Here is a 24,620-nt window from a genome sequence, read left to right on the forward strand (position 1 = left end):
CCCCGGCTCAGTCCGGATAGGGCGGGAATTCCGTGACCAGATCCCGTACGTCGTCCCGTGCCGCGGCGGCGTCCGTGCCGCCCCGGAGCACCTCCGCGAGCAGGGTGGCCACCGCCCGCATCTCCCGCTCCCCCATGCCCTGCGTCGTGAGGGCCGCCGTGCCCAGGCGCAGTCCGCGGGCGTCGGCGTGCGGCAGGGCGCAGCAGTCCAGGACGATCCCGGCCGCCGCGAGCCGGCCCCGCGCTGTTCTCCCGTCGACGCCCAGCGGGGCGGGGTCGGCGGTGATCAGGTGGGTGTCGGTGCCGCCGGTGGTGACGACCAGTCCCTCGGCGGCCAGGTGGGCGGCGAGGGTGCGGGCGTTGGCGATCACCTGATGGGCGTACGTGGCGAAGGCCGGGGTTGCCGCCTCGCCGAACGCGACCGCCTTGGCGGCGATGGTGTGCATCTGGGCGCCGCCCTGGGTGAACGGGAAGACGGCCCGGTCGACCCGCTCGGCCAGTTCGCTCCCGCACAGGATCATGCCGCCGCGCGGCCCGCGCAGCACCTTGTGCGTGGTGGCGCAGACGACGTCGGCGTACGGCACCGGGCTGGGCGCCGCTCCCCCGGCGACCAGACCGATCGGGTGGGCGGCGTCCGCGACGAGGTAGGCGCCCACCTCGTCGGCGATGTCGCGGAAGGTCGCGTAGTCGGGGTGGCGGGGGTAGGCGATCGAGCCGCACACGATCGCCTTGGGGCGGTGGGTGCGGGCCAGGGTGCGCACCTGGTCGTAGTCGATCAGGCCGGTCTCCGCGTCCACCCCGTAGCCGACGAAGTCGAACCAGCGGCCGGAGAAGTTCGCCGGTGAGCCGTGCGTGAGGTGGCCGCCGTAGGGCAGGCCCAGCGCGAGGACGGTGTCGCCGGGGCGCAGCAGCGCGGCGTAGGCGGCCAGCACGGCGGAGGAGCCGGAGTGGGACTGCACGTTGGCGTGCTCGGCGCCGAAGAGGTCCTGGGCGCGCTCGACGGCGAGCCGCTCGGCGACGTCGACGATCTCGCAGCCGCCGTGGTGCCGGGCGCCCGGGTAGCCCTCGGCGTACTTGTTGGCCAGCGGGGAGCCGAGGGCGACCAGCACGGCGGGGGACGTGAAGTTCTCGGCGGCGATCAACTGGAGGGTGGTCGACTGCCGGCGGCTCTCGGCGAGCAGGATCTCGGCCAGCTGGGGGTCCTGGCGCAGCAGGACCCCGAGCGTGCTGTCATCGGCCTCAAGGATGTCGTGGGTGACCGACATGATGCGCTCCGGGCGTGCGTCGACGGTGACGTACGACCAATGTAGGCCCGGCACCGGCGGTGCGCTCGGCCGTCGCGCCCTTCACGTCCTCGTGGGTACCCCCGTGAGCGCCGTCACCACGGGATCGAGCGCCTGGTGTATCTCGTCCCCGATCGACCGGAAGAACGGCAGTGGCGCACCGTACGGGTCGTACACCTCGTCCGCCTCCGCCGTCGGTGCCAGCAGCCACCCGCGTAGAGCCGCCGCCGCGCGCACCAGGGCACGCGCACGCGCGACCACGCCCTCGTCCAGGGAGGGCAGCGTGGCGGGGTCGATGGCGTTCACCAGGCGGGTGAACTCCTTGAGGGTGAAGGTGCGCAGTCCCGCCGAGTGGCCCATGGAGATGACCTGGGCGCGGTGGTCCCGCGTCGCCGTCAGCACCAGGTCGGCGCGGATCACGTGCTCGTCCAGCAGCTCACGCCCGGTGAAGCCGGCCGCGTCCGCGCCGAAGTCCGCGAGGACGGCCTCCGCGTTCGCCTCCATGGGCGCGCCCTCGTGACCCCAGGTGCCCGCGCTCTCCACGATGAGGCCGCCGCCCAGCACGCCGAGCCGCTCCGTCACGAAATGCCGGGTCAGCCGCTCGGTGATGGGCGAGCGGCAGACGTTGCCGGTGCTGACGTGGAGGATGCGGAAGCTGTCGCGCGGAAGACCGACGAACGTCGTCGTGATCTCCGCGGCGCGTTCCCCGTTGCCTATGCCACGCCCCGTCCCAGGGGCCGTCAATTCGCCACCTCGAGGTCGGGTACCACCTTGCGCAGATCCTCGGCCGACAACGCGCCCGCGCGCAGCAGCAGGGGCACCTCGCGGGTCACGTCGACGATGGACGACGGGACGTTGCCGGGGGTGGGGCCGCCGTCGAGGTAGACGGAGACGGAGTCGCCGAGCATCTGCTGGGCGGCGTCGCAGTCCTCCGGCGCCGGGTGGCCGGTGAGGTTGGCGGAGGAGACGGCCATGGGGCCGACCTCGGTGAGCAGCTCGATGGCGACGGGGTGCAGCGGCATGCGGACGGCGACCGTGCCGCGGGTGTCGCCGAGGTCCCACTGGAGGGACGGCTGGTGCTTGGCGACCAGCGTCAGCGCGCCCGGCCAGAAGGCGTCGACCAGCTCCCAGGCCAGCTCGGAGAAGTCGGTGACCAGGCCGTGCAGGGTGTTCGGCGAGCCGATGAGGACGGGCGTGGGCATGTTGCGGCCCCGGCCCTTGGCGTCCAGCAGGTCGGCGACGGCCTCCCCGGTGAACGCGTCGGCGCCGATGCCGTACACGGTGTCCGTCGGCAGCACCACGAGCTCGCCACGGCGGACGGCGGACGCGGCCTCGCGCAGACCGGTCACACGGTCGGTCGCGTCGTTGGTGTCGTATCGCCGTGCCATTTAGCGGGCCTCCTCGTACACGTACTGCGGGGTTGAAGTCAGGGCGGTGCTCACGGCAGCGCCTTGCGGGCCGTCGCGAAGCGGGGGCGGTTGTTGAGGTCGGGGTGGTCGGCCGCGTCGGCCCAGCCCCGCTCCTCGGTGAAGATCCACGGCACCTGGCCGCCCTGGGTGTCGGCGTGCTCGACGACGACCACGCCGCCGGGGCGCAGCAGACGGTGCGCGGTGCGTTCCAGGCCGCGGATCAGGTCGAGGCCGTCCTCGCCGGAGAACAGGGCCAGCTGGGGATCGTGGTCGCGGGCCTCGGGAGCGACGTACTCCCACTCGGTGAGCGGGATGTACGGCGGGTTGGAGACGACCAGGTCGACCTGGCCGTCGAGGTCCGGGAAGGCCGTCAGGGCATCGCCCTGGCGCAGCTCGACCCTGGACCCCTCCATGTTCCTGCGCGTCCACTTGAGGGCGTCCTCGGACAGCTCCACGGCGTACACGCGCGAGCGCGGCACCTCCTGCGCGAGCGCGAGCGCGATGGCGCCCGAACCGGTGCACAGGTCGACGATGCAGGGCTCGACGACGTCCATGGCGCGTACGGCGTCTATGGCCCAGCCGACGACGGACTCGGTCTCGGGGCGGGGCACGAAGACGCCGGGGCCGACCTGGAGCTCCAGGTAGCGGAAGTAGGCGCGGCCGGTGATGTGCTGGAGCGGCTCGCGCGCCTCACGGCGGGCGACGACCTCCCAGTACCGGGCGTCGAAGTCCGCGTCCGGCACGGTGTGCAGCTCGCCCCGCTTGACGCCGTGCAGATACGCGGCGAGTTCCTCCGCGTCGGTGCGCGGCGAGGGCACGCCGGCGTCGGCCAGCCGCTGGGTGGCCTGGGCCACCTCCATGAGCAGCACTCTGCGGGGGTTCGGGGGTCGCCCCCCGTGATGTTGCTGCACGCTGGTCCTCCGGGGCTGAGCTGTTGTCCGGTGCGGGTGGTGCGGGGGCGTCTACGCGGCGGCGAGCTTGGCCGCCGAGTCCGCGTCGACGCAGGCCTGGATGACCGGGTCGAGGTCGCCGTCCAGGACCTGGTCCAGGTTGTACGCCTTGAAGCCGACGCGGTGGTCGGAGATGCGGTTCTCCGGGAAGTTGTACGTACGGATCTTCTCGGAGCGGTCGACGGTGCGGACCTGGCTGCGCCGGGCGTCCGCGGCCTCCTTCTCCGCCTCCTCCTGCGCCGCCGCGAGCAGCCTGGAGCGCAGGATACGCATCGCCTGCTCCTTGTTCTGCAGCTGGCTCTTCTCGTTCTGGCAGGAGGCGACGACTCCGGTGGGAATGTGCGTGATGCGCACGGCGGAGTCGGTGGTGTTGACGGACTGGCCGCCGGGGCCGGAGGACCGGTAGACGTCGATGCGCAGGTCGTTGGGGTTGATCTCGACGTCGATCTCCTCGGCCTCGGGCGTGACCAGCACGCCGGCCGCGGAGGTGTGGATACGGCCCTGGGACTCGGTCGCGGGCACCCGCTGCACGCGGTGCACCCCGCCCTCGTACTTCAGCCGCGCCCAGACGCCCTGTCCCGGCTCGGTGGCGCCCTGGCCGCCCTTGGTCTTCACGGCGACCTGGACGTCCTTGTAGCCGCCCAGCTCGGACTCGGTGGAGTCGATGATCTCGGTCTTCCAGCCGACCCGCTCGGCGTAGCGCAGGTACATGCGCAGCAGGTCCCCGGCGAAGAGCGCCGACTCGTCGCCGCCCGCGCCCGCCTTGACCTCGAGGATGACGTCCTTGTCGTCGCTGGGGTCGCGCGGGACGAGCAGGAGGCGGAGCTTCTCGGTGAGCTCGTCGCGCTGCTTGTCCAGTTCCTTGACCTCGGCGGCGAAGTCCGGGTCGTCGGCGGCCAGCTCGCGCGCGGTCTCCATGTCGTCGCCCGTCTGCTTCCAGGAGCGGTACGTGGCGACGATCGGGGTGAGCTCGGCGTAACGCTTGTTCAGCTTGCGCGCGTTGGCCTGGTCGGAGTGGACCGACGGGTCGGCGAGCTTCTTCTCCAGGTCGGCGTGCTCGGCGACGAGTTCCTCGACGGCCTCGAACATCTTGGGCTCCTGCTACTGCTTGGGAAGGGGAAGGCGGGCGACCAAAAACGCCGGTCCCGGCGCTCCCCCGGCTGGGGGCGCGGCCGTGGACCGGCGATTGGGGGCTCGCTACTTCTTGGAGCCGGCGGAAGCCTTGCCGAAGCGGGCCTCGAAGCGGGCCACGCGGCCACCGGTGTCGAGGATCTTCTGCTTGCCCGTGTAGAACGGGTGGCACTCGGAGCAGACCTCGGCCCGGACGGTGCCGGACTCGATGGTGCTGCGGGTGGTGAACGACGCGCCACAGGTGCAGCTGACCTGCGTCTCGACGTACTCGGGGTGGATGTCGCGCTTCAAGGTGTCTCCTACTGTTCGGGAGGGCGCCGGGTCGCCGCCGCGGGATGCGGGAGCGTGAACCGGAGCCGACGTACCAGTCTGCCAGGACTGGGGTCTACTCCCAAAACCGGGGGCTGCCGTCATCTATTCCGCGGCGTTCACGACGCCCTTCGCCCCACCGGTCGCCGTTCCCTCGGTGGCGCTCTCGGGGATCGGCCTGTCGTTCTTCAGGGCCTTCCAGACCTGGTCCGCCTTGGTCTCCTCCAGCAGGACCCGATTCGGGTCCGCCGGGTCGTACACGACCGGCATGGTGACCATGTTCATGCTGTCCGGGCCGATGCCCTTGAGGCCGCTCGCGAAGGACATCAGGGAGTTCACCGAGCCCAGGTCGGAGTCGGTGGTGACGGTCTTGGTGGCGGTGTCGGCGACGTCGTACAGCTTCTTGGGGTTGCCGAGCAGGCCGATGTCCTTGACCTGGTCGACCAGGGCCTTGACGAAGGCCTGCTGGAGCTGGATGCGGCCGAGGTCGGAGCCGTCGCCGACGCCGTGCCGGGTGCGGACCAGGCCGAGGGCCTGCTCGCCGTCGAGCGTGTGGGTGCCGGCCGGCAGGTCGAGGTGGCTGTCGGGGTCCTTGATCGCCTCGGTGGTGGTGATGTCGACGCCGCCGAGGTCGTCGATGAGCTTCTGGAAGCCGCTGAAGTCGACCTCCAGGTAGTGGTCCATGCGCAGGCCGCTGATCGACTCGACGGTCTTCACGGCGCAGGCGGCGCCACCGGTGGAGTAGGCGGAGTTGAACATGACGTCGTCGGCGGCGGGGTGCTCACCGCCGTCGGTGTCGGTGCACTCGGGGCGGTCGATGAGGGTGTCGCGCGGGATGGAGACCACGCTGGCCTTCTTGTGGCCCTTGTAGACGTGCACGACCATCGCCGTGTCGGAGCGGGCGGTGCCGTCGTCGGCGCCGCCGCCGAGCTTCTTGTTGCCGCCGGAGCGGGTGTCCGAGCCCAGGACGAGGATGTTCTGGGAGCCGTTGTCGGCCTTCTCGGGCCGGTCGGTGCCGAGCGCCTGGTCGATGTCGAGGCTCGTGAGGTTGCCGTTGAGCTTGAAGAACAGGACCCCGGCTCCGGTGCCGCCCAGGACGACGATGCCCGCGGCGCTCCAGGCCGCGACGAGGAGTGCCTTGCGCCGCTTGGCGCGGGGCCTGCGGCGGCGGCCCTTGCCCCGGCGGCGGGAGTCGGCGGTGCGGGACTCCCCGGGGCCGGGTATCGCGGGATCCGGCGTGCTCTCGGCGGACATGTGCTCCTCGGGTGTTCGTCCGGTCGGTTACCCCCTGCGCTCAGGGTCGGGTCGGTCGGCTCCGGCGGTTTTCCGCCGGTACCTCACCATCGTCCCTCCGTAGCTGAGACGGCGGAACTCGGGACAGGGTTGCACAACGGTCTGTGGCGGCCGGGTGGGGAAATGGTCACGGAACGTACTCGGCGTGTACGTACTCGCGGCGTTGACCTGGGAATCCGCCGACGCTCGTCCGGGTACCCACGGACGGTGGCGGCACCGGCTCATGTGGTGAAGATCGCAACGCGCGGGGGCCGCCCCCTGGACGGAGGCGGCCCCTGGCACGGAATCGGCCGGTCCCGGCGTGATCAGCCGAAGAGGTTGAACGCCCCCCAGCCGCCGCCGACCCTGCTGCGGGTCTTGAACGTCGCCGAACCCGTACCGCCGGTGCCCTTGTACATCCACAGCACCCCGGACCTGTCCCGGGCCAGCAGGTCGGGCCTGCCGTCGCCGGTGACGTCACCGGCGGTGGCGAAGGCGTTGTACACGGACCAGCCGCCGCCGACCCTGCTCCGGGCGCCGAGCGCCGGGGAGGCCTTGCCGGTGCCCGGGTACAGCCACAGAACGCCGGAGCCGTCCCGCGCCAGCAGGTCGGACTTGCCGTCGCGGTTGTAGTCGCCCTTGCCGGTGATCGTGTACTTGGCCCAGCCGCCGCCGATCCGGACCCGGGTGCCGAACACTCCGTTGCCCTTGCCGGGGTAGAGCCACAGGACGCCGTACTTGTCCTTGGCGACCAGGTCGGGCAGGGCGTCACCGGACAGGTCGCCCGGGACGCGGATGTCCTTCATCGCGTTCCAGCCGCCGCCGACACGGATCGACTCGTAGCGGTCGTCGCCGTTGAACGCGAAGGTGTACAGCACGCCGTCCGGGGTGCGGTACAGGTAGTCCTGGCGGAAGTCGCGGTCCAGGTCGGCCTGGCGCACCAGGCTCAGCCCGCTCCAGTCGCCCAGCTCGACGCGGCCGCCCAGGTAGGGCCGCCGGTTGCCGAGCGAGTAGTACTCGTAGGCCTTGCCACCGGGCGTGCGGACGAAGAGGTCCGCGAGACCGTCGAAGTCGAGGTCGGTGTCGTCGACGCGCGCGTTGACCTCGCCGACGTAGGAGCGGGTCTTGGCGTAGACGCCGTAGGCACCCGACGCGACGCAGTCCTTGACGCCCCAGGACACGACACCGGCGATCCGGCCGTTGACCACGAGCGGGCCGCCGGAGTCGCCGTTGCACGGGGAGACCGTACCGGCGTCCTGACCGGAGGCCGGGTCGCCGGCGCAGGCCATCTGACCGGCCACGAAGTCGGAGCCCCAGTACGAGGAGCAGGCGGCGTCCGAACGCATCGGCACGGTCGCCTTCTTCAACGTCGGCGAGATGTCCTGGCTGGTGGAGCTGGTGCGCCCCCAGCCGTAGACCGTCGCCGGGGTGCCGTTGGCGTAGGAGGCGGTGTCGCCGCTCGACGTCGGCCGGAGCGTCTTGTACGGCAGCGCCTCGGTCAGCGTCAGCACCGCGAGGTCACCGTATCCGAAAATACGTTCCCCCCACTGCAGTGCGCTGATCCTACAAGGCAGAAGTCCCGCCCCGTCACCTGTGTGACGGGGCGGGACTTCGGTCCGCGCCGGAGTGGGGCGGCTGCGACTCAGTCGCCGTTGCCGGGCGTCGGAGTCGTCTTCTGGATCTGCATCAGGAACTCGGCGTTCGACTTGGTCTGCTTCATCTTGTCGAGGAGCAGCTCGATCGCCTGCTGCTGGTCGAGGGCGTGCAGCACGCGACGCAGCTTCCAGGTGATGGCGAGCTCCTCGCTGCCGAGCAGGATCTCTTCCTTACGGGTGCCGGACGCGTCGACGTCCACCGCCGGGAAGATGCGCTTGTCGGCGAGCTTCCGGTCGAGCTTGAGCTCGGCGTTGCCGGTGCCCTTGAACTCCTCGAAGATGACCTCGTCCATGCGGGACCCGGTGTCCACCAGCGCGGTGGCGAGGATGGTCAGCGAGCCGCCGTCCTCGATGTTGCGGGCCGCACCGAAGAAGCGCTTCGGCGGGTACAGGGCGGTCGAGTCGACACCACCGGACAGGATGCGGCCGGAGGCCGGGGCCGCCAGGTTGTACGCACGGCCCAGACGCGTGATCGAGTCGAGCAGGACGACCACGTCGTGGCCCAGCTCCACCAGGCGCTTGGCGCGCTCGATGGCGAGCTCGGCGACCGTGGTGTGGTCCTCGGCCGGACGGTCGAAGGTCGAGGAGATGACCTCGCCCTTCACCGACCGCTGCATGTCGGTGACCTCTTCCGGACGCTCGTCGACCAGGACGACCATCAGGTGGCACTCGGGGTTGTTGTGCGTGATCGCGTTGGCGATCGCCTGCATGATCATGGTCTTGCCGGTCTTCGGCGGGGCCACGATCAGACCGCGCTGACCCTTACCGATGGGCGCGACGAGGTCGATGATGCGGGTGGTGAGGACGCCGGGGTCCGTCTCCAGGCGGAGGCGGTCCTGCGGGTACAGCGGCGTGAGCTTGTTGAACTCCGGCCGTCCGCGCCCGGATTCGGGCGCCATGCCGTTCTGGGAGTCCAGGCGCACCAGCGCGTTGAACTTCTCGCGGCGCTCGCCCTCCTTGGGCTGGCGCACGGCACCGGTGAGGTGGTCGCCCTTGCGCAGGCCGTTCTTGCGGACCTGGGCGAGGGAGACGTACACGTCGTTCGGACCGGGCAGGTAGCCGGAGGTCCGGATGAACGCGTAGTTGTCGAGGATGTCGAGGATGCCGGCGACCGGGATGAGGACGTCGTCCTCGTTGATCTGCGGCTCCTGCTGGATGTCGTCGCGCCCACGGCGGGCACGGCGGTCCCGGTAGCGGCCGCGACGGCCCCGACGGCCGCCCTCGAAGTCGTCCCCGTCCTCGTCGGCCCGCTGCTGCTGACGGTCCTGCCCGCCGCCCTGCTGCCGGCGCTGCTGACCGCCGCCCTGGTTCTGCTGGTCGTCGCCCTTGCCCCGGCGGTCGCGGTCGCGTCCGCGGTCACCGCGGTCACGGTCACCACCACGGTCGCGGTCACGGTCGCCGCGGTCCCGGCGGTCACGGCGGCGGCCCTCGCCGCCCTCACCGTCGGAGCGGGCGTCGCCCTGACCCTGCTGGTGGCCCTGCGACTGCTGCTGGGCGGAGGAATCGGCCTTCGGCTCGCTCTTCGTCTCGACGGCCACCGTCTCGGTGGCGGCGGACGGGCTGCCCGCGTCGGCGGTGGCCCGGCGACGACGGCGCTCGGAGGGGGCGTCGTCGGCGGGAGCGCCGGCCTGGTCGGCCGAGGGCGCGACCTTGGGCGACGGCTGGCCGGGGATGTCGATCTGCTGCTGGGCGGCGGCCTTGTCGGCGGCCGTCTTGTCCGCCTTCTTCTCGGCCTTGCCGGCCTTCTCCGCCTTCTCGGCGGGGGCCTCGTCGCCCGTACGGGACCGGGAGGTGCTGCGGCGCTTCGGCTTGGTCTCGCCGTCGGCGTCCGCCGCGGCGGGCGCGGCCTTGGTGGGGGCTCCGCCCCCGGCCTGCGCCTCCTTGATGACCTCGATCAGCTGGCTCTTGCGCATCCGCGCGGTGCCCCTGATGCCGAGGCCGGATGCGACCTGCTGCAGCTCGGCCAGCACCATGCCCTCGAGGCCGGTACCGCGGCGCCGCCGGGAGCCGGCACCGGTGGCAGGCGCGGAGGCGTCCGTGGAGGGCGCGGCAGCGGTCTCCTCGACACGTGCGCCCATCAGATCGGTGGTGTCGCTCACGAAGGGTCCTTCCCTGGAGCGGACGTCGGCCTGTCTGGCTCGGCGACCGGTTGTGCTGTCCGGCATCGGTTCTTGCTGTGTGAACCGTGCCGGGGCGGTGGTCCGCCTGAACGGCGGAAGAGATATCTGGTGATGGCGCTTCCCCTAGCCGTGGCACCCAGTGTCTGTGTCATGCGGCGTGGTCGCACCGGCTCCGAAACGTGCCCGGCGGGCCGCTCAGTGTCCGTGTCGGCCGTACTGATCTACTGATCACGTACGACATCCAGCACACAATGCGGCTTGGGGGGCTCCCGGAAGAATGTCTGTCCCGGACGGGGACACGAGGCACCTCGCCATGGTGGGGTCGGGTGCAGACTTGAGGTTAACACTACCGGATCCAACAAACATTCCCCCTCTCGAAATCCGGCAACCGTCCGCGTCTAAATGTCGCTGGTGGTTGCCAGCGGTAGGACGCTCGCGCCCTGCTGGTCCAGGCTGAGCCGGTTGGCCGCCCAGTCCGTCCCGGCCAGCGCCTCGACCTTGTCGGCCGTGTCGGCGTCGGCCAGTGCCATCACCGTGGGCCCGGCTCCCGAGATCACCGCGGGGATGCCGTCGCCGCGCAGCCGTTCCACCAGTGCCGCGCTCTCTGGCATCGCCGGGGCGCGGTACTCCTGGTGCAGGCGGTCCTCGGTGGCCGGCAGCAGCAGCTCGGGGCGCCTGGTGAGCGCCTCGACGAGCAGTGCGGCGCGGCCGGCGTTGGCGGCGGCGTCGACGTGCGGGACGCTGCGCGGGAGCAGGCCGCGCGCGGTCTCCGTCAGTACCGGCTTTCCGGGCACGAAAACCACCGGAACGATGGAATCGGAGGGCTCCATCCTGATCGCCCGGGCGGCGCCGGACTCCATCCAGGACAGGGTGAAACCGCCGAGCAGACAGGCCGCCACGTTGTCGGGGTGGCCCTCGATCTCGGTGGCGAGGTCGAGCAGCGCGGCGTCGTCGAGGCGGGCCTCGCCGCCTGTGGTCACCGCGCGTGCGGCGACGATGCCGGCGCAGATGGCGGCGGAGGAGGAGCCGAGGCCGCGGCCGTGCGGGATGCGGTTGGCGCAGACGATCTCCAGGCCGCGGGGCTGACCGCCCAGGAGGTCGAAGGCGGTGCGCAGGGAGCGGACGAGGAGGTGCTTCTCGTCGCGCGGCAACGTCTCGCTGCCCTCACCCGCGATGTCGATGTGCAGCCCTGAGTCGGCCACCCGGACGACCACGTCGTCGTACAAGCCCAGCGCGAGCCCGAGGGCGTCGAAGCCCGGGCCGAGGTTGGCGCTGGTGGCGGGGACGCGCACCCGGACGGCGGCGGCGCGGAACGCTGGACCGGCCATCGCTTGATGACTCTCCTTGAGCTGCGTGGGTTGTCGAATGACATTCGATGACTGACATCCGATGACGTACGGAACCCCGGTGGCCGCCGCTGCCGGCGCGGCTGAGCGGCATATGCGGCAGGCGGGTTCGGGTACAGCCTATCGAAGGAAGGTTCTGTGGCGACATAGGGCGCACAGGAGGCGCACGATGCGTGTCGTAAGCCCCCTGTGCACCCCCCATAAGTGACTTTTCCGGCTGGACGTCGCTTACGCCCTCGTACGCCGGTGGGAGTGGCGCGGACTCAGATCAGTCCGAGCCGCTCGGCCGCCGTCGCCGCGTCGACCGGGACGGTGACCGGCTGCGGGGCGCCGGCGACGGCCCAGTCGGGGTCCTTGAGCCCGTTGCCGGTGACGGTGCACACGATCCGCTGCCCCGGGTCGACCTTGCCCTGTTCGGCGGCCTTCAGCAGACCGGCCACCGACGCGGCGGACGCGGGCTCCACGAAGACGCCCTCCTGGGAGGCCAACAGCCGGTAGGCGCGCAGGATCTCACGGTCCGTCACCTCGTCGATGGCGCCGCCGGACTCGTCCCGCGCGGCGAGCGCGAAGTCCCACGAGGCGGGGTTGCCGATACGGATGGCGGTGGCGATGGTCGACGGGTCCTTGACGACCTCGCCGCGCACGATCGGGGCGCTGCCGGACGCCTGGAAACCCCACATGCGCGGCGCCTTCGTGCTCACCCCGTCGGCGGCGTACTCCTTGTATCCCTTCCAGTACGCGGTGATGTTGCCCGCGTTGCCCACCGGGAGGACGTGGATGTCGGGGGCGTCGCCGAGCATGTCCACGATCTCGAAGGCGGCCGTCTTCTGCCCCTCTATGCGCACCGGGTTGACCGAATTGACCAGCGCCACGGGGTAGTTGTCGCTCAGCGCGCGGGCGAGCGTGAGGCAGTCGTCGAAGTTGCCGTCGACCTGGAGGATCTTCGCGCCGTGCACGAGGGCCTGGCCCATCTTGCCGAGCGCGATCTTGCCCTGCGGCACGAGGACGGCGGAGACCATCCCGGCCCGCACCCCGTACGCGGCGGCGGAGGCGGACGTGTTGCCGGTGGACGCGCAGATGACGGCCTGCGCGCCCTCCTCCTTGGCCTTGCTGATGGCCATGGTCATACCGCGGTCCTTGAAGGACCCGGTCGGGTTCGCACCCTCCACCTTGAGGTGGACCTCGCAGCCCGTGCGCTCGGAGAGCACCTGCGCGGGCACGAGCGGCGTGCCGCCCTCGCGGAGCGTCACGACGGGCGTGCTGTCGGAGACGGGCAGCCTGTCCCGGTACTCCTCGATGATTCCGCGCCACTGGTGGGTCATTGCTGGTTACTCTCCTTCAACCCGCATGATGCTGGCGACACCCCGCACGGTGTCGAGCTTGCGCAGCGCCTCGACCGTACCGCCGAGGGCGGCGTCGGACGCACGGTGGGTGACGACGACGAGGGAGGCCTCGCCGTCCTTGCCGGACTGCCGCACGGTGTCGATGGAGACACCGTGCTCCGCGAACACGGTCGCGACCTGGGCGAGCACGCCCGGTTTGTCGGCCACGTCGAGGCTGATGTGGTAGCGCGTGACGACGTCGCCCATCGGCGAGACGGGCAGCGCCGCGTACGCGGACTCGCCGGGTCCGGTCGCGCCGCCGATCCGGTTGCGGCAGACGGCGACGAGGTCGCCGAGCACGGCGGACGCGGTCGGCGAGCCGCCGGCGCCGGGCCCGTAGAACATGAGCTGCCCGGCGGCCTCGGACTCCACGAAGACGGCGTTGTACGCCTCGCGCACGTTCGCCAGCGGATGGCTGAGCGGAATCATCGCGGGATGCACACGCGCGGTGACCGATCCCCCGTCCGCCGCCCGCTCGCAGATGGCGAGCAGCTTGATGGTGCAGCCCATCTCCTTGGCGGAGGCGAAGTCGGCGGCGGTGACCTCGGTCATGCCCTCGCGGTAGACGTCGTCGAGGCGCACGCGCGTGTGGAAGGCGATCCCGGCGAGGATGGCGGCCTTGGCGGCGGCGTCGAACCCTTCGACGTCGGCGGTCGGGTCGGCCTCCGCGTACCCGAGGGCGGTGGCCTCGTCGAGCGCCTCCTGATACCCGGCACCAGTCGTGTCCATGGCATCGAGAATGAAGTTGGTCGTCCCGTTGACGATGCCGAGCACCCGGTTGACCTTGTCGCCGGCGAGGGACTCGCGCAGCGGCCGGATCAGCGGGATGGCGCCGGCGACGGCGGCCTCGTAGTACAGGTCCTTGCCGTTCTCGTCCGCCGCCGCGTGCAGCGCGGCGCCGTCCTGGGCGAGGAGCGCCTTGTTGGCGGAGACGACGGAAGCACCGTGCTCGAAGGCGGTGGTGATGAGGGTCCGGGCGGGCTCGATCCCGCCGATGACCTCGACCACGACGTCGATGTCCCCGCGTTTGACCAGGGCGGTGGCGTCGGTGGTGACGAGGTCGGGGTCGATCCCCTCCCGCACCCTGTCGGGCCGCCGTACGGCCACGCCCGCGAGCTCCACCGGGGCCCCGATCCGGGCGGCGAGGTCGTCGGCGTGCGTCGTCATGATGCGCGCCACCTCTGAGCCGACCACTCCACAGCCCAGCAGCGCCACCTTCAGCGGACGCGTACGCATCATCCGACCTCGTTTCCTCATACCGTCTACGGTTGGACCAGTCTCACGCACCGGACGGGATTTTCTGCCTTTCGTCCGGATCGTGAGACGTTTATTTCATTTTCGCAGGGGCGGAAGACGAAAGATCTTGCGTCCCCGTGGCGGACCGCCATGGTCCGTCATGGACCGCCACCGGACCCCGACCCCGCCCCCGTCCTCATCCTCATCCTCATCCTCATCCGACGTCGAGACGCAGCAGATCCTCCTCGGTCTCCCGCCGCACGATGACCCGCGCCTCGCCGTCCCGTACGGCGACGACGGGCGGACGCAGCACGTGGTTGTAGTTGCTGGCCATGGAACGGCAGTACGCCCCGGTCGCCGGTACGGCGATGAGGTCACCGGGCGCCAGGTCGCCGGGCAGGAAGGCGTCCTTGACCACGATGTCCCCGCTCTCGCAGTGCTTGCCGACGACACGCACGAGCATGGACTCGGCGTCGGAGGCACGGGAGACGAGGGCGACGCTGTACTCGGCGTCGTACAGCGCGGTGCGGATGTTGTCCGACATGCCGCCGTCGACGGAGACGTACGTACGCAGACCGTCGAGCGGCTTGACGGTGCCGACCTCGTAGAGCGTGAAGGCAGTGGGACCGACGATGGCACGCCCGGGCTCGACGGAGATACGCGGCGTACGCAGCCGCGCGCCGTCGCACTCCCGCGTCACGATCTCGGTCAGCGCCTTGGCGATCTCGTGCGGCTCACGGGGGTCGTCGTCACTCGTGTACGCGATCCCGAGCCCGCCACCGAGGTCGATCTCGGGCAGCTCGACCCCGTGCTCGTCGCGGATGTCCTTGAGCAGCCCGACCACCCGGTGGGCGGCGACCTCGAACCCCGACATGTCGAAGATCTGCGACCCGATGTGCGAGTGGATCCCGATGACCTCGAGCCCGTCCAGCTGGAGCGCCCGCCGCACGGCTTCCGCCGCCTGCCCGCCGGCCAGCGGAATCCCGAACTTCTGGTCCTCGTGGGCGGTGGCGATGAACTCGTGCGTGTGCGCCTCGACGCCCACGGTGATCCGGATCTGCACCCGCTGCCGGACCCCGAGGGACTGGGCGATGTGGGCGACCCGCACGATCTCCTGGAAGGAGTCGAGCACGATCCGCCCGACCCCGGCGCGCACGGCCCGCTCGATCTCCTCCGGCGACTTGTTGTTGCCGTGGAAAGCGATGCGGTCGGCGGGCATCCCGGCGGAGAGCGCGGTGGCCAGCTCACCCCCCGAGCACACGTCGAGATTCAGCCCCTCCTCGTCCAGCCACCGCACGACCGCGCGCGACAGGAAGGCCTTGCCCGCGTAAAAGACGTCGGCGTCCGCTCCGAAAGCGGTACGCCAGGCCCGCGCCCGGGCCCGGAAGTCGGCCTCGTCGAGGACGTACGCGGGGGTGCCGTACTCCTCGGCGAGCCGCGTGACGGCCATCCCGCCGACGGTGACGACTCCGTCGGCGTCCCGCTCGACGGTCTGGGCCCAGACCTTGGGGTCGAGGGCGTTGAGGTCGGCGGGCGGAGCGGAGTAGTGCCCCTCGGGGAGGACGTCGGCGTGACGGGGCCCGGCGGGGTGTGCGGAACGGCTCATGGCGTCTTCTGTGCTCTCTCAGAGGTGGTCGGGTGCGTCGATACCGAGGAGGGACAGGCCGCCGGCCAGCACCGCCCCGACGGCTTCGGCGAGGGCCAGCCGGGCGCGGTGGGCGGCCGAGGGTTTCTCCCCGCCACGCGGCAGCACCGTGGGCAGGAAGGGCAGCACGGCGTCGGCGACGGTGACGAGGTGCCGGGCGAGCCGGTCGGGGGCGCGGTGCTCGGCCGCGGCGGCGAGGACGCGGGGGTGGTCGGCGAGGGCGACGAGAAGATCCTGCGCGGTGCCGTCCTGCGCTGTGCCGTCCTGCGCCGTGCCCGACACGGGACCGGGTTCGGCGGCGAAGCCGAGATCGGCGGCGTTGCGCGAGAGGGCGCGGGTGCGTGCGTGGGCGTACCGCACGCGGAAGAGCGGATTGCCCTCGCGCTGGACGAGGTGCTCGTCGCCGATCCGGGGCCGGTCGTGGGCGGCGGGGTGCAGCAGGGCCCAGCGACCGGCTTCACGACCGAGGCGGAGCGGGTCGGCGGGGGCCGGGACGGGCCGGACGTTGACCGGCAACTCCGCGGGTGCCGGACCGGCCGCGTCGACGCGTACGCCGAGGGTGGCGGCCCACTCGGGCTCGGGCGGAGCGACGCAGCTGGTGCGGACGAGGGCGCCCTGCGAGCGCAGGATGCGCGCGGCGGCCTCGGCGACGACGACCGCACGAAGGTCATGGGGGCAGTGCAGCTGCACGACACGGCCACTCCCTCCCCCGGGGCCGCCGGCGTACCCGTACCGGGGCCCGTGCCGCAGGATCTCCGCGACGAGGTCGGCGGGCGCGGTGCCGTGGAGGCTGAAGTTGAGGAACCCCGGCCCGGTGAGGACGACGTCCGTGATGCCGTCGGCATCCACGAGATACGGCCGCAGCACCTCGGCGACCCGGCGGGGCGGCCGCCCGGCCGGCCGGGCGAGCTGGAGGGCGATGCCGGTGGCGTAGTCCCCGCACCCTCCGGGCCCCGGCGGAGCGACCACGGCCCGCGCCGGAACGGTCACGTTCAGCTCACCCGCGTCGACAGCGCGACGCACCGCGTGCAGCACGGTGCGGGAGAGCTCTACGGGGGTCACGGGTCAAGCGTATGGGAGGAGGGGGGTGGGTAGGCGAACTGGTTTGTGGCAGTCCCGGGATGTGGACGGAAACCGCGCGGGCGCGGCCAGCGGACCGTTCGTGAGGGCGCGTCTGGTAGGCCCCCCCCGGGGTGATTAGGCCTGAGCGGGCGATTCACTTTCCCCGGCGAAGCCGAGGACGCCGGGCCGGGAAGCCGAGGACGACCCCGCCCCCTCACTGCTCCCCGCACCGACTCCGCCGCCCCTCCGCTCGACCAACTGCCGTACGAGCCCGACGAGCTCGGCGGGTTCGAAGGGTTTGGAGAGGAAGGCGTCGACCCCGGCATCGAACCCGGCCTCGACCTCGTACTGCGTACAGGCACTGACGATGGCGAGCGGAAGGTCCCGCGTACGCGGATCGGCACGCAGCCGGGCGGCGGTCCTGAGCCCGTCCAGCCGGGGCATGACCACGTCCAGCGTGACGACGTCGGGCCGCACCTGATGGACGACATCAAGACACTCGACACCATCGGCCGCGGTCACGACCTCGAAGCCCTCCAGCTCGAGATTGACCCTGATCAGCTGCCGGATGACCTTGTTGTCGTCCACAACAAGAACCCGGCCAGACGCCCTAGGCACAACTCGAGAGTAGGTCCGGACCGGCCACCGCGTCCGGGTTTTCCCCACTTCCACCCCGTGCGGGGGACAACGCCCCCTCGACTGACACCCGGCAGGCGGCACGACCCGCGAAAACCCGTTCCAGACCACTCCGGGGGAGCTGGTAGTGTTCTACCCGTCGCCGCGAGCAACACCGAACGCGACCGACACGCCCCCGTAGCTCAGGGGATAGAGCAACGGCCTCCGGAGCCGTGTGCGCAGGTTCGAATCCTGCCGGGGGCACCGCAGTTCAGGTGCCAAATAGACCCTCTGATCAGGCCATACGCCAGATCAGAGGGTCTGCTGTCATGTGCAGCCAAGTGCCAGCAAAAGCAGCCCTATGACAGTCGCTGCGGGACATACGCGGGACCGGACACTGCGTGACGCAACGCTAAAACCGGGACATAACAAACGCCCCGAAGCCAAAGCTTCGGGGCGTTCAATGTGATCATGATCACACGTATTCACGAAAGAGATCGTCGATCCTCTTGTTGGCCACGACGTGGCGACCGTGTAGGCACTTGGCGTATCGGGCCAGCAGCACCTCCACCGTGTTACCAGCACGCGCGGCCACTTCGGTCGGATCCACCCCCGCGTTCAGCCACGTCGACAGGGCCGAGTGGCGTAGGTCATAGGGGCGATCGGCGAGCGGACTATTGACAAGGTCGGGAGGTAGGCCAAACTGCCGCGCTTCACTCCAAACCCGCGAATAGGTGGATGAGCCCACAAGGCCGCCACGCTCGTTGAAGAAGAGCCTGCCGTCATCGGCAGTACCGAAAGTGTCGATGCCCTCACGCCAGATGGCGACAAGCTGCGGCGGCAGCGGCGTGGGCCGCACCTCTTCCGGCTCCCGGTTCTTCAGCCCGCGATCGTCGTGAACCGCGCCCGTCTTGGTCCACTTCTTGCCCGCCGCCGGCCGAGTCCGGTGCAGGTTTGCAATAGACGACAACTGGGCACCGGGAAGGACCTGTCCGCTCCAGGTCCACCGCCAAGCAGCCGGTGCGAACAACATCAATACTCCGGATGATCGCCGGTTTGGCTAACCGGCGATCATCGGCTATGTTGCGCGCCGCATCCGGCGGAGCGGCAGCGTGCCGGGCTGACCGCAGTCAGGAAGCCAGTCGGTATGAGCGCAGGGCCGGAGTCGCGACACCTGCGACGAGCTACAGCAGACCGTCATCCGTGAGGCAGTCAAGGCTGCATGTCGCCAGGCACTCAGAGACCCCTGCGTCCGGGCCACGTGCCGCGTTGTAGCTCCCGGGTGCGCCGCAACGTGCGCGAGGGCTGCACGGTCACGACAGTAGCTTCGTTGCAATAGGTCCTTGCCGAACAGGCCGCCGCACAGACGCAAACGCACAGTCCGGTGGAATCACGCCGTAGTCGCCCGCCACCTGACCGGACCAAGCGTTCAGTGCGCCGAGGGCAAAGAGGACGGGTGAAGTGAAGCGAGCGGATCGAACAGCGAAATCAGACAGGTGTGCCTCCCAGTAGGGACCCCGCCAGCAAGGCGACGATGCAAGAAGTGCCGATGTCAGCGGGCCCACGTAGCTTTCGGTTGACCGCCCGGCCGGGTGGCGAGGAGGGAGTGAGACATGGAGTGGGTCAGGGACGCGCGGCTGGCAGCCGGGCCTGAGGCCACCTGGTACTTGGAGGCGGCTTTCACGCCCGGTGCTCACCTGGGGACGGTGTACGACGATCCGACAACTCCGGTAATCGTGACGGGCATCGAGGAGCTGACGACGATCCGCGTACCGAGCGGCCGGCTCGTCGTCGATGCGCCGTGGCACGACGACCAGGTCTGGGAGTACCAGAGGGGGCTGCCAACCACGCCCCCGCGGGAGCTGGCGGTGCGCATTCCCCCGGGCGTCTACCGGGTAGAGATCGCGTGGACGGCAGGCCCGTACGAGTTCATGGGCGAGCACGTCGACGGTGTTGAGTGCGCCGCGACGCGCCTGTGCATCAGCGACGACCCTGTCGTCGGATGGGAGATGGGCCTGAGTGTCGAGGACGTCCTCGCCCGGCTTCAGCCGGGCGAGGAGCCCCGCTTCTTCTCCGATGCTAATGTCGGCTGCTTCGCCGATGCAGGCGCGTGGACAACCTTGTCCGCACCGTTTCGCACGTTCATAGACGGGGTCCCTGCCCCGCGCGATTCTGAGCAGCTGGCCGACGAGTGCGAACGGGTACGCGATGAGTCGCAGCAAGCCGATCTGGTCACGTTCGGGGCCGAGTCGGGCGGCGTAGTCTGGTTGGGCCGCACGAAGACCGGCGACGTGGCGGCGATCGTCGTCACCAGCGGCATGCCCGATGCCAAAGCATGACATCGCTGCCGCCTGTCCCTGTCCTGCAAGTCGCGCAAGCCGGACGTGGCTGCCCGCTTTCACTGGGAGGAACAGCCTGAGGAAAGGTATCGGGAGTCGCACCTCGAATAGCCACTGCGAGGCACTACTGCAGCAGAATCATCTTCCGGAGCAGGTGGAAGCCGGCTCGGCCGTAGAGCTGTCTCTTGATCCTCTTAAAAGTTACGTGGAATCTGCTGGGGGTGATCATGTCTCCCCGGTGCAACCACGGACTTGGGAGATGGCTTGAACGGCATGATGGTGCTCACGGAGAAGTGGCCGGTGCTCGGTCGGCACGAACAGGCGGCGTCCTGGCTGGCGGTCTGGACTGATCTCGGACGTGCACCGCGCACGATCGACGCGTACGGCCGGGGGCTGGCCGAGTACCTGCTGATGTGCGAGCGGGAGGATGTCGACCCGGTCGCCGCGAACCGTTCCCATGTCGCGCTCTACGTACGGGAGTTGAGCTCGCGGCCGCACCGCCGGGGTGCGAACGTGATCTCGATCGACTCGGGGGCAGGGCTGGCGAACGCGACGATTCAGCAGCGGCTCGTGCCGGTCCGTCTGTTCTACGACTTCCTCATGGAAGAGGGACTGCGGGAGTCCAACCCGGTCGGTCGGGGCCGCTACACCCCCGGCCGACGGGACGGTGGTCAGCAGCGCGGCCTGGTGCCCCGGCTGACGAAGCTGCCGTGGATTCCCGGCGAACAGCATTGGCTGAGCGTCCTGGAGGTCGCTAAACACGAGCCGGTACGCAACCGTGTGATGCTCGCCCTGGCCTGCGACGCCGCCCTGCGGCGTGAGGAACTGTGCTCGCTGCGGACCGACGACGTCGATCCGGCCCACCGCACGCTGCGGATACGGGCGGAAACGACGAAGAATCGGCTGGAGCGGGTGGTGCCCTACTCGGCACCGACGGGGGTGCTGCTCTCGGACTACCTCGCCCACCGCGCCCGGATCAGCCGGGCCCGCGGGCCGCTGTTCCTGTCGGAGTCGCGGCGCAATCACGCCCAGCCACTGAGCCTGTGGACCTGGTCGAAGGTGGTCCGCAAGCTCGCGCTGGACTCCGGTGTCGAGCGGTTCCCCACGCACACCACCCGACACCTGTGTCTGACAGATCTGGCCCGCATGGGCTGGGAGTTGCACGCGATCGCGTCCTTTGCCGGACACCGTCACACCGACACCACCCTTCAATACATCCACCTCTCCGGCCGGGACCTGGCCGAGAAGCTGGCCCGCGGCATGGACCACATTCATGCCTGGCGAATACAGATGCTCACCGCCCCGGCCCGCGCGACGGCGGAGGTGTCGCGATGACCGCACCGTCGTTGGTCATCGCCACCGAGGACGCCGCGGGTCGCTGGTCCTGGCCGATCGTCCCGGACCGTTACTACACGGCCTTCGCGGTCCGTCCTGCTGAGGCACGGGCCGTTCGCGAACACGGTGTCCGTAATCTGCGCCGGCTGCAGTATCAGACCCGGCCGCACTGGGCTGGCGCGTGATCGCACGGCTGCTGAGTCCGCTCGAGGCGGTCAACGCCGCACTCGACTCGCCGCCCACCCCACACCGCCGACGGGCCATGCTCGACGTGATCGCCCTTCTGCTGACGCACAGCGCGGAGACCGGACGGACCTACTGGGGCTGGACCACGCAGGAATGGACTCGTCTACTCGGCCGCACCCAGGCCGAGTTCCGCCAGCACGCACCCGCCTGGGCCGGAGACGAAGTCCGCCCCTACCTCGCGACGCACGCCTACCTCCTCGGCTCCTTCAACGAGTTCCACCAGCTCGGCGCCTTTCAACGCCTCACACTGTCCTGGCGGATCTTCGGACGCGACCGCGTCACCAGCGAGATCACCCGCATCCGCACGGTCCTTCGCACCTGGGGCTATCAGCTGGGCCAGGACGACGACACGCTGCTGCCGTCGGTCGCTTGCCAGCTGTTCCTGCTCAACCACAGCCCGCACCTGGAAGACATGGACACTGCGCTGTTCGACCGGGTCCGCCGCGACCGGCTGCTGGAGGGCTCACAGTTGAATACCCTGCACGCTCTGCAGCGGGCAGTCGCCGAGCTCGGCTTCTGTGATCCACCACTGCAGAGCACCGGCCGCCACTCGGCACGGGCCACCGGCGGCGCCAAGATCTGGGAACAGTGGGCCGACCGCTGGCACGACACCTCCACCCTCACTCCGCGCGTCCGCGGCAGCGTCCGCTCCACCCTCCTGCGGGTTGGCCGGTGGATCGCCGCCGAACAGCCCGATGCCGCCGATCCCACCGACTGGACCCGGCAGACCTGCGCGACCTGGATCGCCGCACTGGACCGGATGAAAGTCGGCGATTACGTCCAGCGCACGGTCGGCCTCAGGGACCGGCTCGGCAAGCCGCTGGAGGCGCCCACCAAGGCCGGACAGATCGCCGCGCTCCGGACCTTCTTCCGGGACTGCCAGGAATGGGAGTGGCTGCCCCGCCGCTTCGACCCACTACGCGCTCTGGCGATCCCCCGCAGCATCACCGCCCTCCTCGGCCCCGACCCGCGGGTGATCGCTGACGAGATCTGGGCCAAGTTGTTGTGGGCCGGTCTCAACCTCGACCCTGCGGATCTTCCGCAGACCCGGTCCGGGCACTTTTACCCCTTCGAACTGGTCCGCGCGGTCACGCTGACCTGGTTGTTCTCCGGCCAACGCAGCAACGCGATCGCCCGGTTGAGACTCGGCTGCATTCGGTGGCAGCACGACGGGAACTCGATCGTGGGCGACTCGCAACAGGTGCTGGCCCGCGACGCGGTCTGCCTGCTCGACGTTCCGACCCACAAGACCGGCACCGCCTTCGCCAAGCCGGTCGACCCGATCCTCGGCCAGGCCGTCGACGCCTGGCAGGCCGTCCGCCCGGACCAGCCGAAGTTCACCGACCGCCGCACCGGCGAGCACGTCGAGCTGCTGTTCGCCGTCCGCGCCCGCCGCGTCTCCACCAGCTACATCAACAACACGATCATCCCGATGCTCTGCCGCAAGGCCGGCGTCCCGGACGCCGACGTCCGCGGGAACATCACCAGCCACCGAGCCCGGACCACCATCGCCAGCCAGCTCTACAACGCCAAGGAACCGATGACGCTGTTCGAGTTGCAAGCCTGGCTCGGACACCGGTCTCCGCAATCCACCCAGTACTACGCGAAGATCACACCGAACACTCTGTCCAAGGCGTACTCCGAAGCGGGCTACTTCGAGCGGAACGTCCGCACCATCGAGGTCCTGGTCGACCGCGACGCGGTCGCCTCCGGCGCCGCCGCGACCGGCGAACCCTGGCAGCACTACGACCTTGGGCACGGCTACTGCACCTATACCTTCTTCGAGCAGTGCCAGCACCGCATGGCCTGCGCACGCTGCGACTTCTACACCCCCAAGGACTCCACGAAAGCCCAACTCCTGCAAGCCAAAGGCAACTTGCAGAGGATGGCCGTCTCGATCCCGCTCACCGAAGATGAGCAAGCAGCCGTCACCGACGGCCAGAGCGCACTTGACCGCCTCCTCGACAGACTCGCTGACACCCCCACCCCGGCCGGGCCGACACCCCGGCAGCTCGACGTCCCGGCCGGCGCCAACCTTCTGCCGATCCTCAACGTCCGCCAGGGCAAAGCACAGCAAGCTTGACAATTCTGATTCCACAGAATGATGCGGTTCACGGCTCCCTCGACGCTGCCCGAGCTCCAGTCCAGGGTGAGGCCGGCGATCACAGCGTCGAGGTCTCGCCGCAGGTGGAGCGCGAAGCCAGTGAGCCCGGGCAGCCGGCTGGCTTCGACTGCGTCGATCCAGGCAGGGAGCGTGGCGCCGAGGCGGTCGGTGAGCATCTCGCCGAAGTCGCGGACATGTGCGGCAGCCGTGTCCAGTTCCGGACAACGGGTCAAAAGGTCCTTGAGGCCGATGCGGTCCTCCTCACTCAGGGTGGCGGGGTGGCGGGTGAGCCAGCCGGTCACCTGCCGTACGGTCGCTGGCCGTGGCGGTGCGGCGGACGGGTCCCTGCGCAAGGTGGCAATGTGGGCTCGGACCATGCCGTAGGTGACGGGAGCCTGCTCGGCGACCAGTTCGCCGTGGAGTTGGGTGACGCTGGTGCATCCCTCGGTGAATCGTCGTTCGAGGTAGGGCTTGTAGGGATCGAGTCTGCTGGGCCGGGGCCGGTTCTCGCGGATGGTGTCCTGCCAGCGTGAGGCGTTCGCGTACGGAGGACGGTGTTGAGGCCCCAGCCCAGATGCCGGGCGATCGCCCGGCGCGAGTGCCCCTGGGCGAGCATCTCGTGGACCAGGGCGTGTGCGGCCTTCTTTCGCGAGGCCCGCCGGCCGACGGGCTCCGCGTCGTCTTGCGATCCCCCTGACGTCGGTCGGGTGGCCTCTGTCAGCGTGCCGCTGGGCGCTGGCGTGCGCAGACAGTCGCGGTGGGCAGCGACGCAGGTCTCCACGGCGCGGCCGAGGCCCTGCCACAGATGGAACCGGTCGGCGACCTGCAAAGCGCCGGGTGCACCGCGCCGCGCGCCCTCGGCGTAGGCACCCGCCCGGTCCCGGCAGATGATCTCCACGCCGGGATGACAGTCCAGCCAAGCTGCCAGCGGCCCGGCTTCACGGGTCGGGAGCACGTCGACCACGCGATGGTCTTCGACGCTGGTCAAGACGGTGGAGTAGGTCTGGCCGCGACGGATCGCAAAGTCGTACACGCCCAGCACGCGGGGAGTACTGAATCGCGGATCGGGCAACGCCATGACCCTGCGTGTGAGCGATCATGAAATTCCTCAGGCAGGGCGGGTTCTGCGTCACGTAATTCCCCACCCCCGCGGTCACGTAATTCCCCATGGGGACGACGGAC

Annotated in this window: 20 protein-coding genes, 1 tRNA gene and 1 pseudogene; 5 read left to right on the plus strand and 17 right to left on the minus strand. The window is 70.2% G+C overall.

Translation table 11 applies throughout. The features are described 5' to 3' along the window. Positions 1-7: 7 nt before the first annotated feature. The 15 genes from glyA to ACFCZF_RS35440 form a co-directional block, all read right to left on the minus strand. Entirely contained in the window at positions 8-1,264 is a 1,257-nt protein-coding gene (glyA, locus tag ACFCZF_RS35370) for a serine hydroxymethyltransferase (RefSeq protein ID WP_376675128.1), read from the minus strand. Between the two features lie 81 nt (positions 1,265-1,345). Further along, positions 1,346-2,026, minus strand: coding sequence for a protein-tyrosine-phosphatase (locus tag ACFCZF_RS35375; protein ID WP_375914489.1), 681 nt, complete (start codon positions 2,024-2,026; stop codon positions 1,346-1,348). Further along, the gene (locus ACFCZF_RS35380; RefSeq protein WP_375914486.1) at positions 2,023-2,670 is read right to left on the minus strand and encodes an L-threonylcarbamoyladenylate synthase; all 648 of its coding nucleotides are present in this window, start codon (positions 2,668-2,670) and stop codon (positions 2,023-2,025) included. Before ACFCZF_RS35380 ends, ACFCZF_RS35375 begins: the two co-directional genes overlap by 4 nt. A 50-nt stretch (positions 2,671-2,720) precedes the next feature. Beyond that, positions 2,721-3,551: a peptide chain release factor N(5)-glutamine methyltransferase gene (gene prmC, locus ACFCZF_RS35385; RefSeq protein WP_376675129.1), complete on the minus strand. Its 831-nt coding sequence runs from the start codon at positions 3,549-3,551 to the stop codon at positions 2,721-2,723. 102 nt (positions 3,552-3,653) lie between these two features. Further along, positions 3,654-4,730, minus strand: a complete 1,077-nt coding sequence (gene prfA, locus ACFCZF_RS35390) for a peptide chain release factor 1 (RefSeq protein WP_375914483.1) — start codon at positions 4,728-4,730, stop codon at positions 3,654-3,656. A 108-nt stretch (positions 4,731-4,838) separates the two neighbouring features. Then, the gene (rpmE, locus tag ACFCZF_RS35395; protein ID WP_064729851.1) at positions 4,839-5,063 is read right to left on the minus strand and encodes a 50S ribosomal protein L31; all 225 of its coding nucleotides are present in this window, start codon (positions 5,061-5,063) and stop codon (positions 4,839-4,841) included. Between the two features lie 123 nt (positions 5,064-5,186). Next, a complete protein-coding gene (locus ACFCZF_RS35400; RefSeq protein WP_376675130.1) occupies positions 5,187-6,335 on the minus strand; it encodes an LCP family protein in 1,149 nt (382 codons plus the stop codon). 344 nt (positions 6,336-6,679) lie between these two features. After that, positions 6,680-7,999: a trypsin-like serine protease gene (locus ACFCZF_RS35405; protein ID WP_376675140.1), complete on the minus strand. Its 1,320-nt coding sequence runs from the start codon at positions 7,997-7,999 to the stop codon at positions 6,680-6,682. After that, positions 7,996-10,107 (minus strand): transcription termination factor Rho, encoded by a 2,112-nt coding sequence (gene rho, locus ACFCZF_RS35410; RefSeq protein WP_376675131.1) that lies wholly within the window; start codon positions 10,105-10,107, stop codon positions 7,996-7,998. The genes ACFCZF_RS35405 and rho overlap by 4 nt, the downstream gene beginning before the upstream one ends. Before the next feature lie 419 nt (positions 10,108-10,526). After that, positions 10,527-11,456 (minus strand): homoserine kinase, encoded by a 930-nt coding sequence (gene thrB, locus ACFCZF_RS35415; protein ID WP_376675132.1) that lies wholly within the window; start codon positions 11,454-11,456, stop codon positions 10,527-10,529. A gap of 281 nt (positions 11,457-11,737) precedes the next feature. Continuing rightward, complete coding sequence (gene thrC, locus ACFCZF_RS35420) at positions 11,738-12,796, minus strand: threonine synthase (RefSeq protein WP_375914468.1); 1,059 nt, start codon at positions 12,794-12,796, stop codon at positions 11,738-11,740. A gap of 6 nt (positions 12,797-12,802) precedes the next feature. Continuing rightward, positions 12,803-14,095 (minus strand): homoserine dehydrogenase, encoded by a 1,293-nt coding sequence (locus ACFCZF_RS35425; RefSeq protein WP_375914465.1) that lies wholly within the window; start codon positions 14,093-14,095, stop codon positions 12,803-12,805. 211 nt (positions 14,096-14,306) lie between these two features. After that, positions 14,307-15,698 (minus strand): diaminopimelate decarboxylase, encoded by a 1,392-nt coding sequence (gene lysA / locus ACFCZF_RS35430; protein ID WP_375914462.1) that lies wholly within the window; start codon positions 15,696-15,698, stop codon positions 14,307-14,309. An 18-nt stretch (positions 15,699-15,716) separates the two neighbouring features. Then, entirely contained in the window at positions 15,717-16,799 is a 1,083-nt protein-coding gene (gene nrtL / locus ACFCZF_RS35435) for an ArgS-related anticodon-binding protein NrtL (protein WP_376675133.1), read from the minus strand. A 135-nt stretch (positions 16,800-16,934) separates the two neighbouring features. Beyond that, the gene (locus ACFCZF_RS35440; RefSeq protein WP_376675134.1) at positions 16,935-17,417 is read right to left on the minus strand and encodes a response regulator; all 483 of its coding nucleotides are present in this window, start codon (positions 17,415-17,417) and stop codon (positions 16,935-16,937) included. Positions 17,418-17,606: 189 nt separating this feature from the next. Here ACFCZF_RS35440 and ACFCZF_RS35445 point away from each other — a divergent pair. After that, a tRNA-Arg gene (locus ACFCZF_RS35445) sits at positions 17,607-17,678 on the plus strand. A gap of 211 nt (positions 17,679-17,889) precedes the next feature. Here the strand turns inward: ACFCZF_RS35445 and ACFCZF_RS35450 are convergent. Then, positions 17,890-18,366: pseudogene (locus ACFCZF_RS35450) on the minus strand (site-specific integrase); the annotation flags it as partial. Positions 18,367-19,027: 661 nt separating this feature from the next. On the opposite strand from ACFCZF_RS35450, the gene ACFCZF_RS35455 reads away from it, so the two are divergent. The 4 genes from ACFCZF_RS35455 (at position 19,028) to ACFCZF_RS35470 (ending at position 23,417) form a co-directional block, all read left to right on the plus strand. Then, the gene (locus ACFCZF_RS35455) at positions 19,028-19,753 is read left to right on the plus strand and encodes a DUF4241 domain-containing protein (protein WP_375914454.1); all 726 of its coding nucleotides are present in this window, start codon (positions 19,028-19,030) and stop codon (positions 19,751-19,753) included. 273 nt (positions 19,754-20,026) lie between these two features. Then, complete coding sequence (locus ACFCZF_RS35460) at positions 20,027-21,088, plus strand: tyrosine-type recombinase/integrase (protein ID WP_376675141.1); 1,062 nt, start codon at positions 20,027-20,029, stop codon at positions 21,086-21,088. Continuing rightward, complete coding sequence (locus ACFCZF_RS35465) at positions 21,085-21,273, plus strand: hypothetical protein (protein WP_376675135.1); 189 nt, start codon at positions 21,085-21,087, stop codon at positions 21,271-21,273. The genes ACFCZF_RS35460 and ACFCZF_RS35465 overlap by 4 nt, the downstream gene beginning before the upstream one ends. Continuing rightward, complete coding sequence (locus tag ACFCZF_RS35470; RefSeq protein WP_376675136.1) at positions 21,270-23,417, plus strand: tyrosine-type recombinase/integrase; 2,148 nt, start codon at positions 21,270-21,272, stop codon at positions 23,415-23,417. The genes ACFCZF_RS35465 and ACFCZF_RS35470 overlap by 4 nt, the downstream gene beginning before the upstream one ends. 319 nt (positions 23,418-23,736) lie before the next feature. Here ACFCZF_RS35470 and ACFCZF_RS35475 read toward each other — a convergent pair whose 3' ends face one another. Beyond that, complete coding sequence (locus tag ACFCZF_RS35475) at positions 23,737-24,516, minus strand: transposase (RefSeq protein WP_376675137.1); 780 nt, start codon at positions 24,514-24,516, stop codon at positions 23,737-23,739. Between the last annotated feature and the right edge of the window lie 104 nt (positions 24,517-24,620).

Origin of the sequence: Streptomyces sp. NPDC056296 (genome assembly GCF_042268605.1) — a bacterium.
Taxonomy (GTDB): Bacteria; Actinomycetota; Actinomycetes; order Streptomycetales; family Streptomycetaceae; genus Streptomyces.

What these genes read in the sequence shown, in the direction of transcription:
- ACFCZF_RS35455 (WP_375914454.1), top strand. Translation starts at nt 19,028, where the DNA reads ATGGAGTGGGTCAGGGACGCGCGGCTGGCAGCCGGGCCTGAGGCCACC.
- prmC (WP_376675129.1), bottom strand. Translation starts at nt 3,551, where the DNA reads ATGGAGGTGGCCCAGGCCACCCAGCGGCTGGCCGACGCCGGCGTGCCC.
- lysA (WP_375914462.1), bottom strand. Translation starts at nt 15,698, where the DNA reads ATGAGCCGTTCCGCACACCCCGCCGGGCCCCGTCACGCCGACGTCCTC.
- ACFCZF_RS35425 (WP_375914465.1), bottom strand. Translation starts at nt 14,095, where the DNA reads ATGATGCGTACGCGTCCGCTGAAGGTGGCGCTGCTGGGCTGTGGAGTG.
- ACFCZF_RS35460 (WP_376675141.1), top strand. Translation starts at nt 20,027, where the DNA reads ATGATGGTGCTCACGGAGAAGTGGCCGGTGCTCGGTCGGCACGAACAG.
- thrB (WP_376675132.1), bottom strand. Translation starts at nt 11,456, where the DNA reads ATGGCCGGTCCAGCGTTCCGCGCCGCCGCCGTCCGGGTGCGCGTCCCC.
- glyA (WP_376675128.1), bottom strand. Translation starts at nt 1,264, where the DNA reads ATGTCGGTCACCCACGACATCCTTGAGGCCGATGACAGCACGCTCGGG.
- thrC (WP_375914468.1), bottom strand. Translation starts at nt 12,796, where the DNA reads ATGACCCACCAGTGGCGCGGAATCATCGAGGAGTACCGGGACAGGCTG.
- ACFCZF_RS35465 (WP_376675135.1), top strand. Translation starts at nt 21,085, where the DNA reads ATGACCGCACCGTCGTTGGTCATCGCCACCGAGGACGCCGCGGGTCGC.
- ACFCZF_RS35380 (WP_375914486.1), bottom strand. Translation starts at nt 2,670, where the DNA reads ATGGCACGGCGATACGACACCAACGACGCGACCGACCGTGTGACCGGT.
- ACFCZF_RS35400 (WP_376675130.1), bottom strand. Translation starts at nt 6,335, where the DNA reads ATGTCCGCCGAGAGCACGCCGGATCCCGCGATACCCGGCCCCGGGGAG.
- prfA (WP_375914483.1), bottom strand. Translation starts at nt 4,730, where the DNA reads ATGTTCGAGGCCGTCGAGGAACTCGTCGCCGAGCACGCCGACCTGGAG.
- ACFCZF_RS35475 (WP_376675137.1), bottom strand. Translation starts at nt 24,516, where the DNA reads ATGGCGTTGCCCGATCCGCGATTCAGTACTCCCCGCGTGCTGGGCGTG.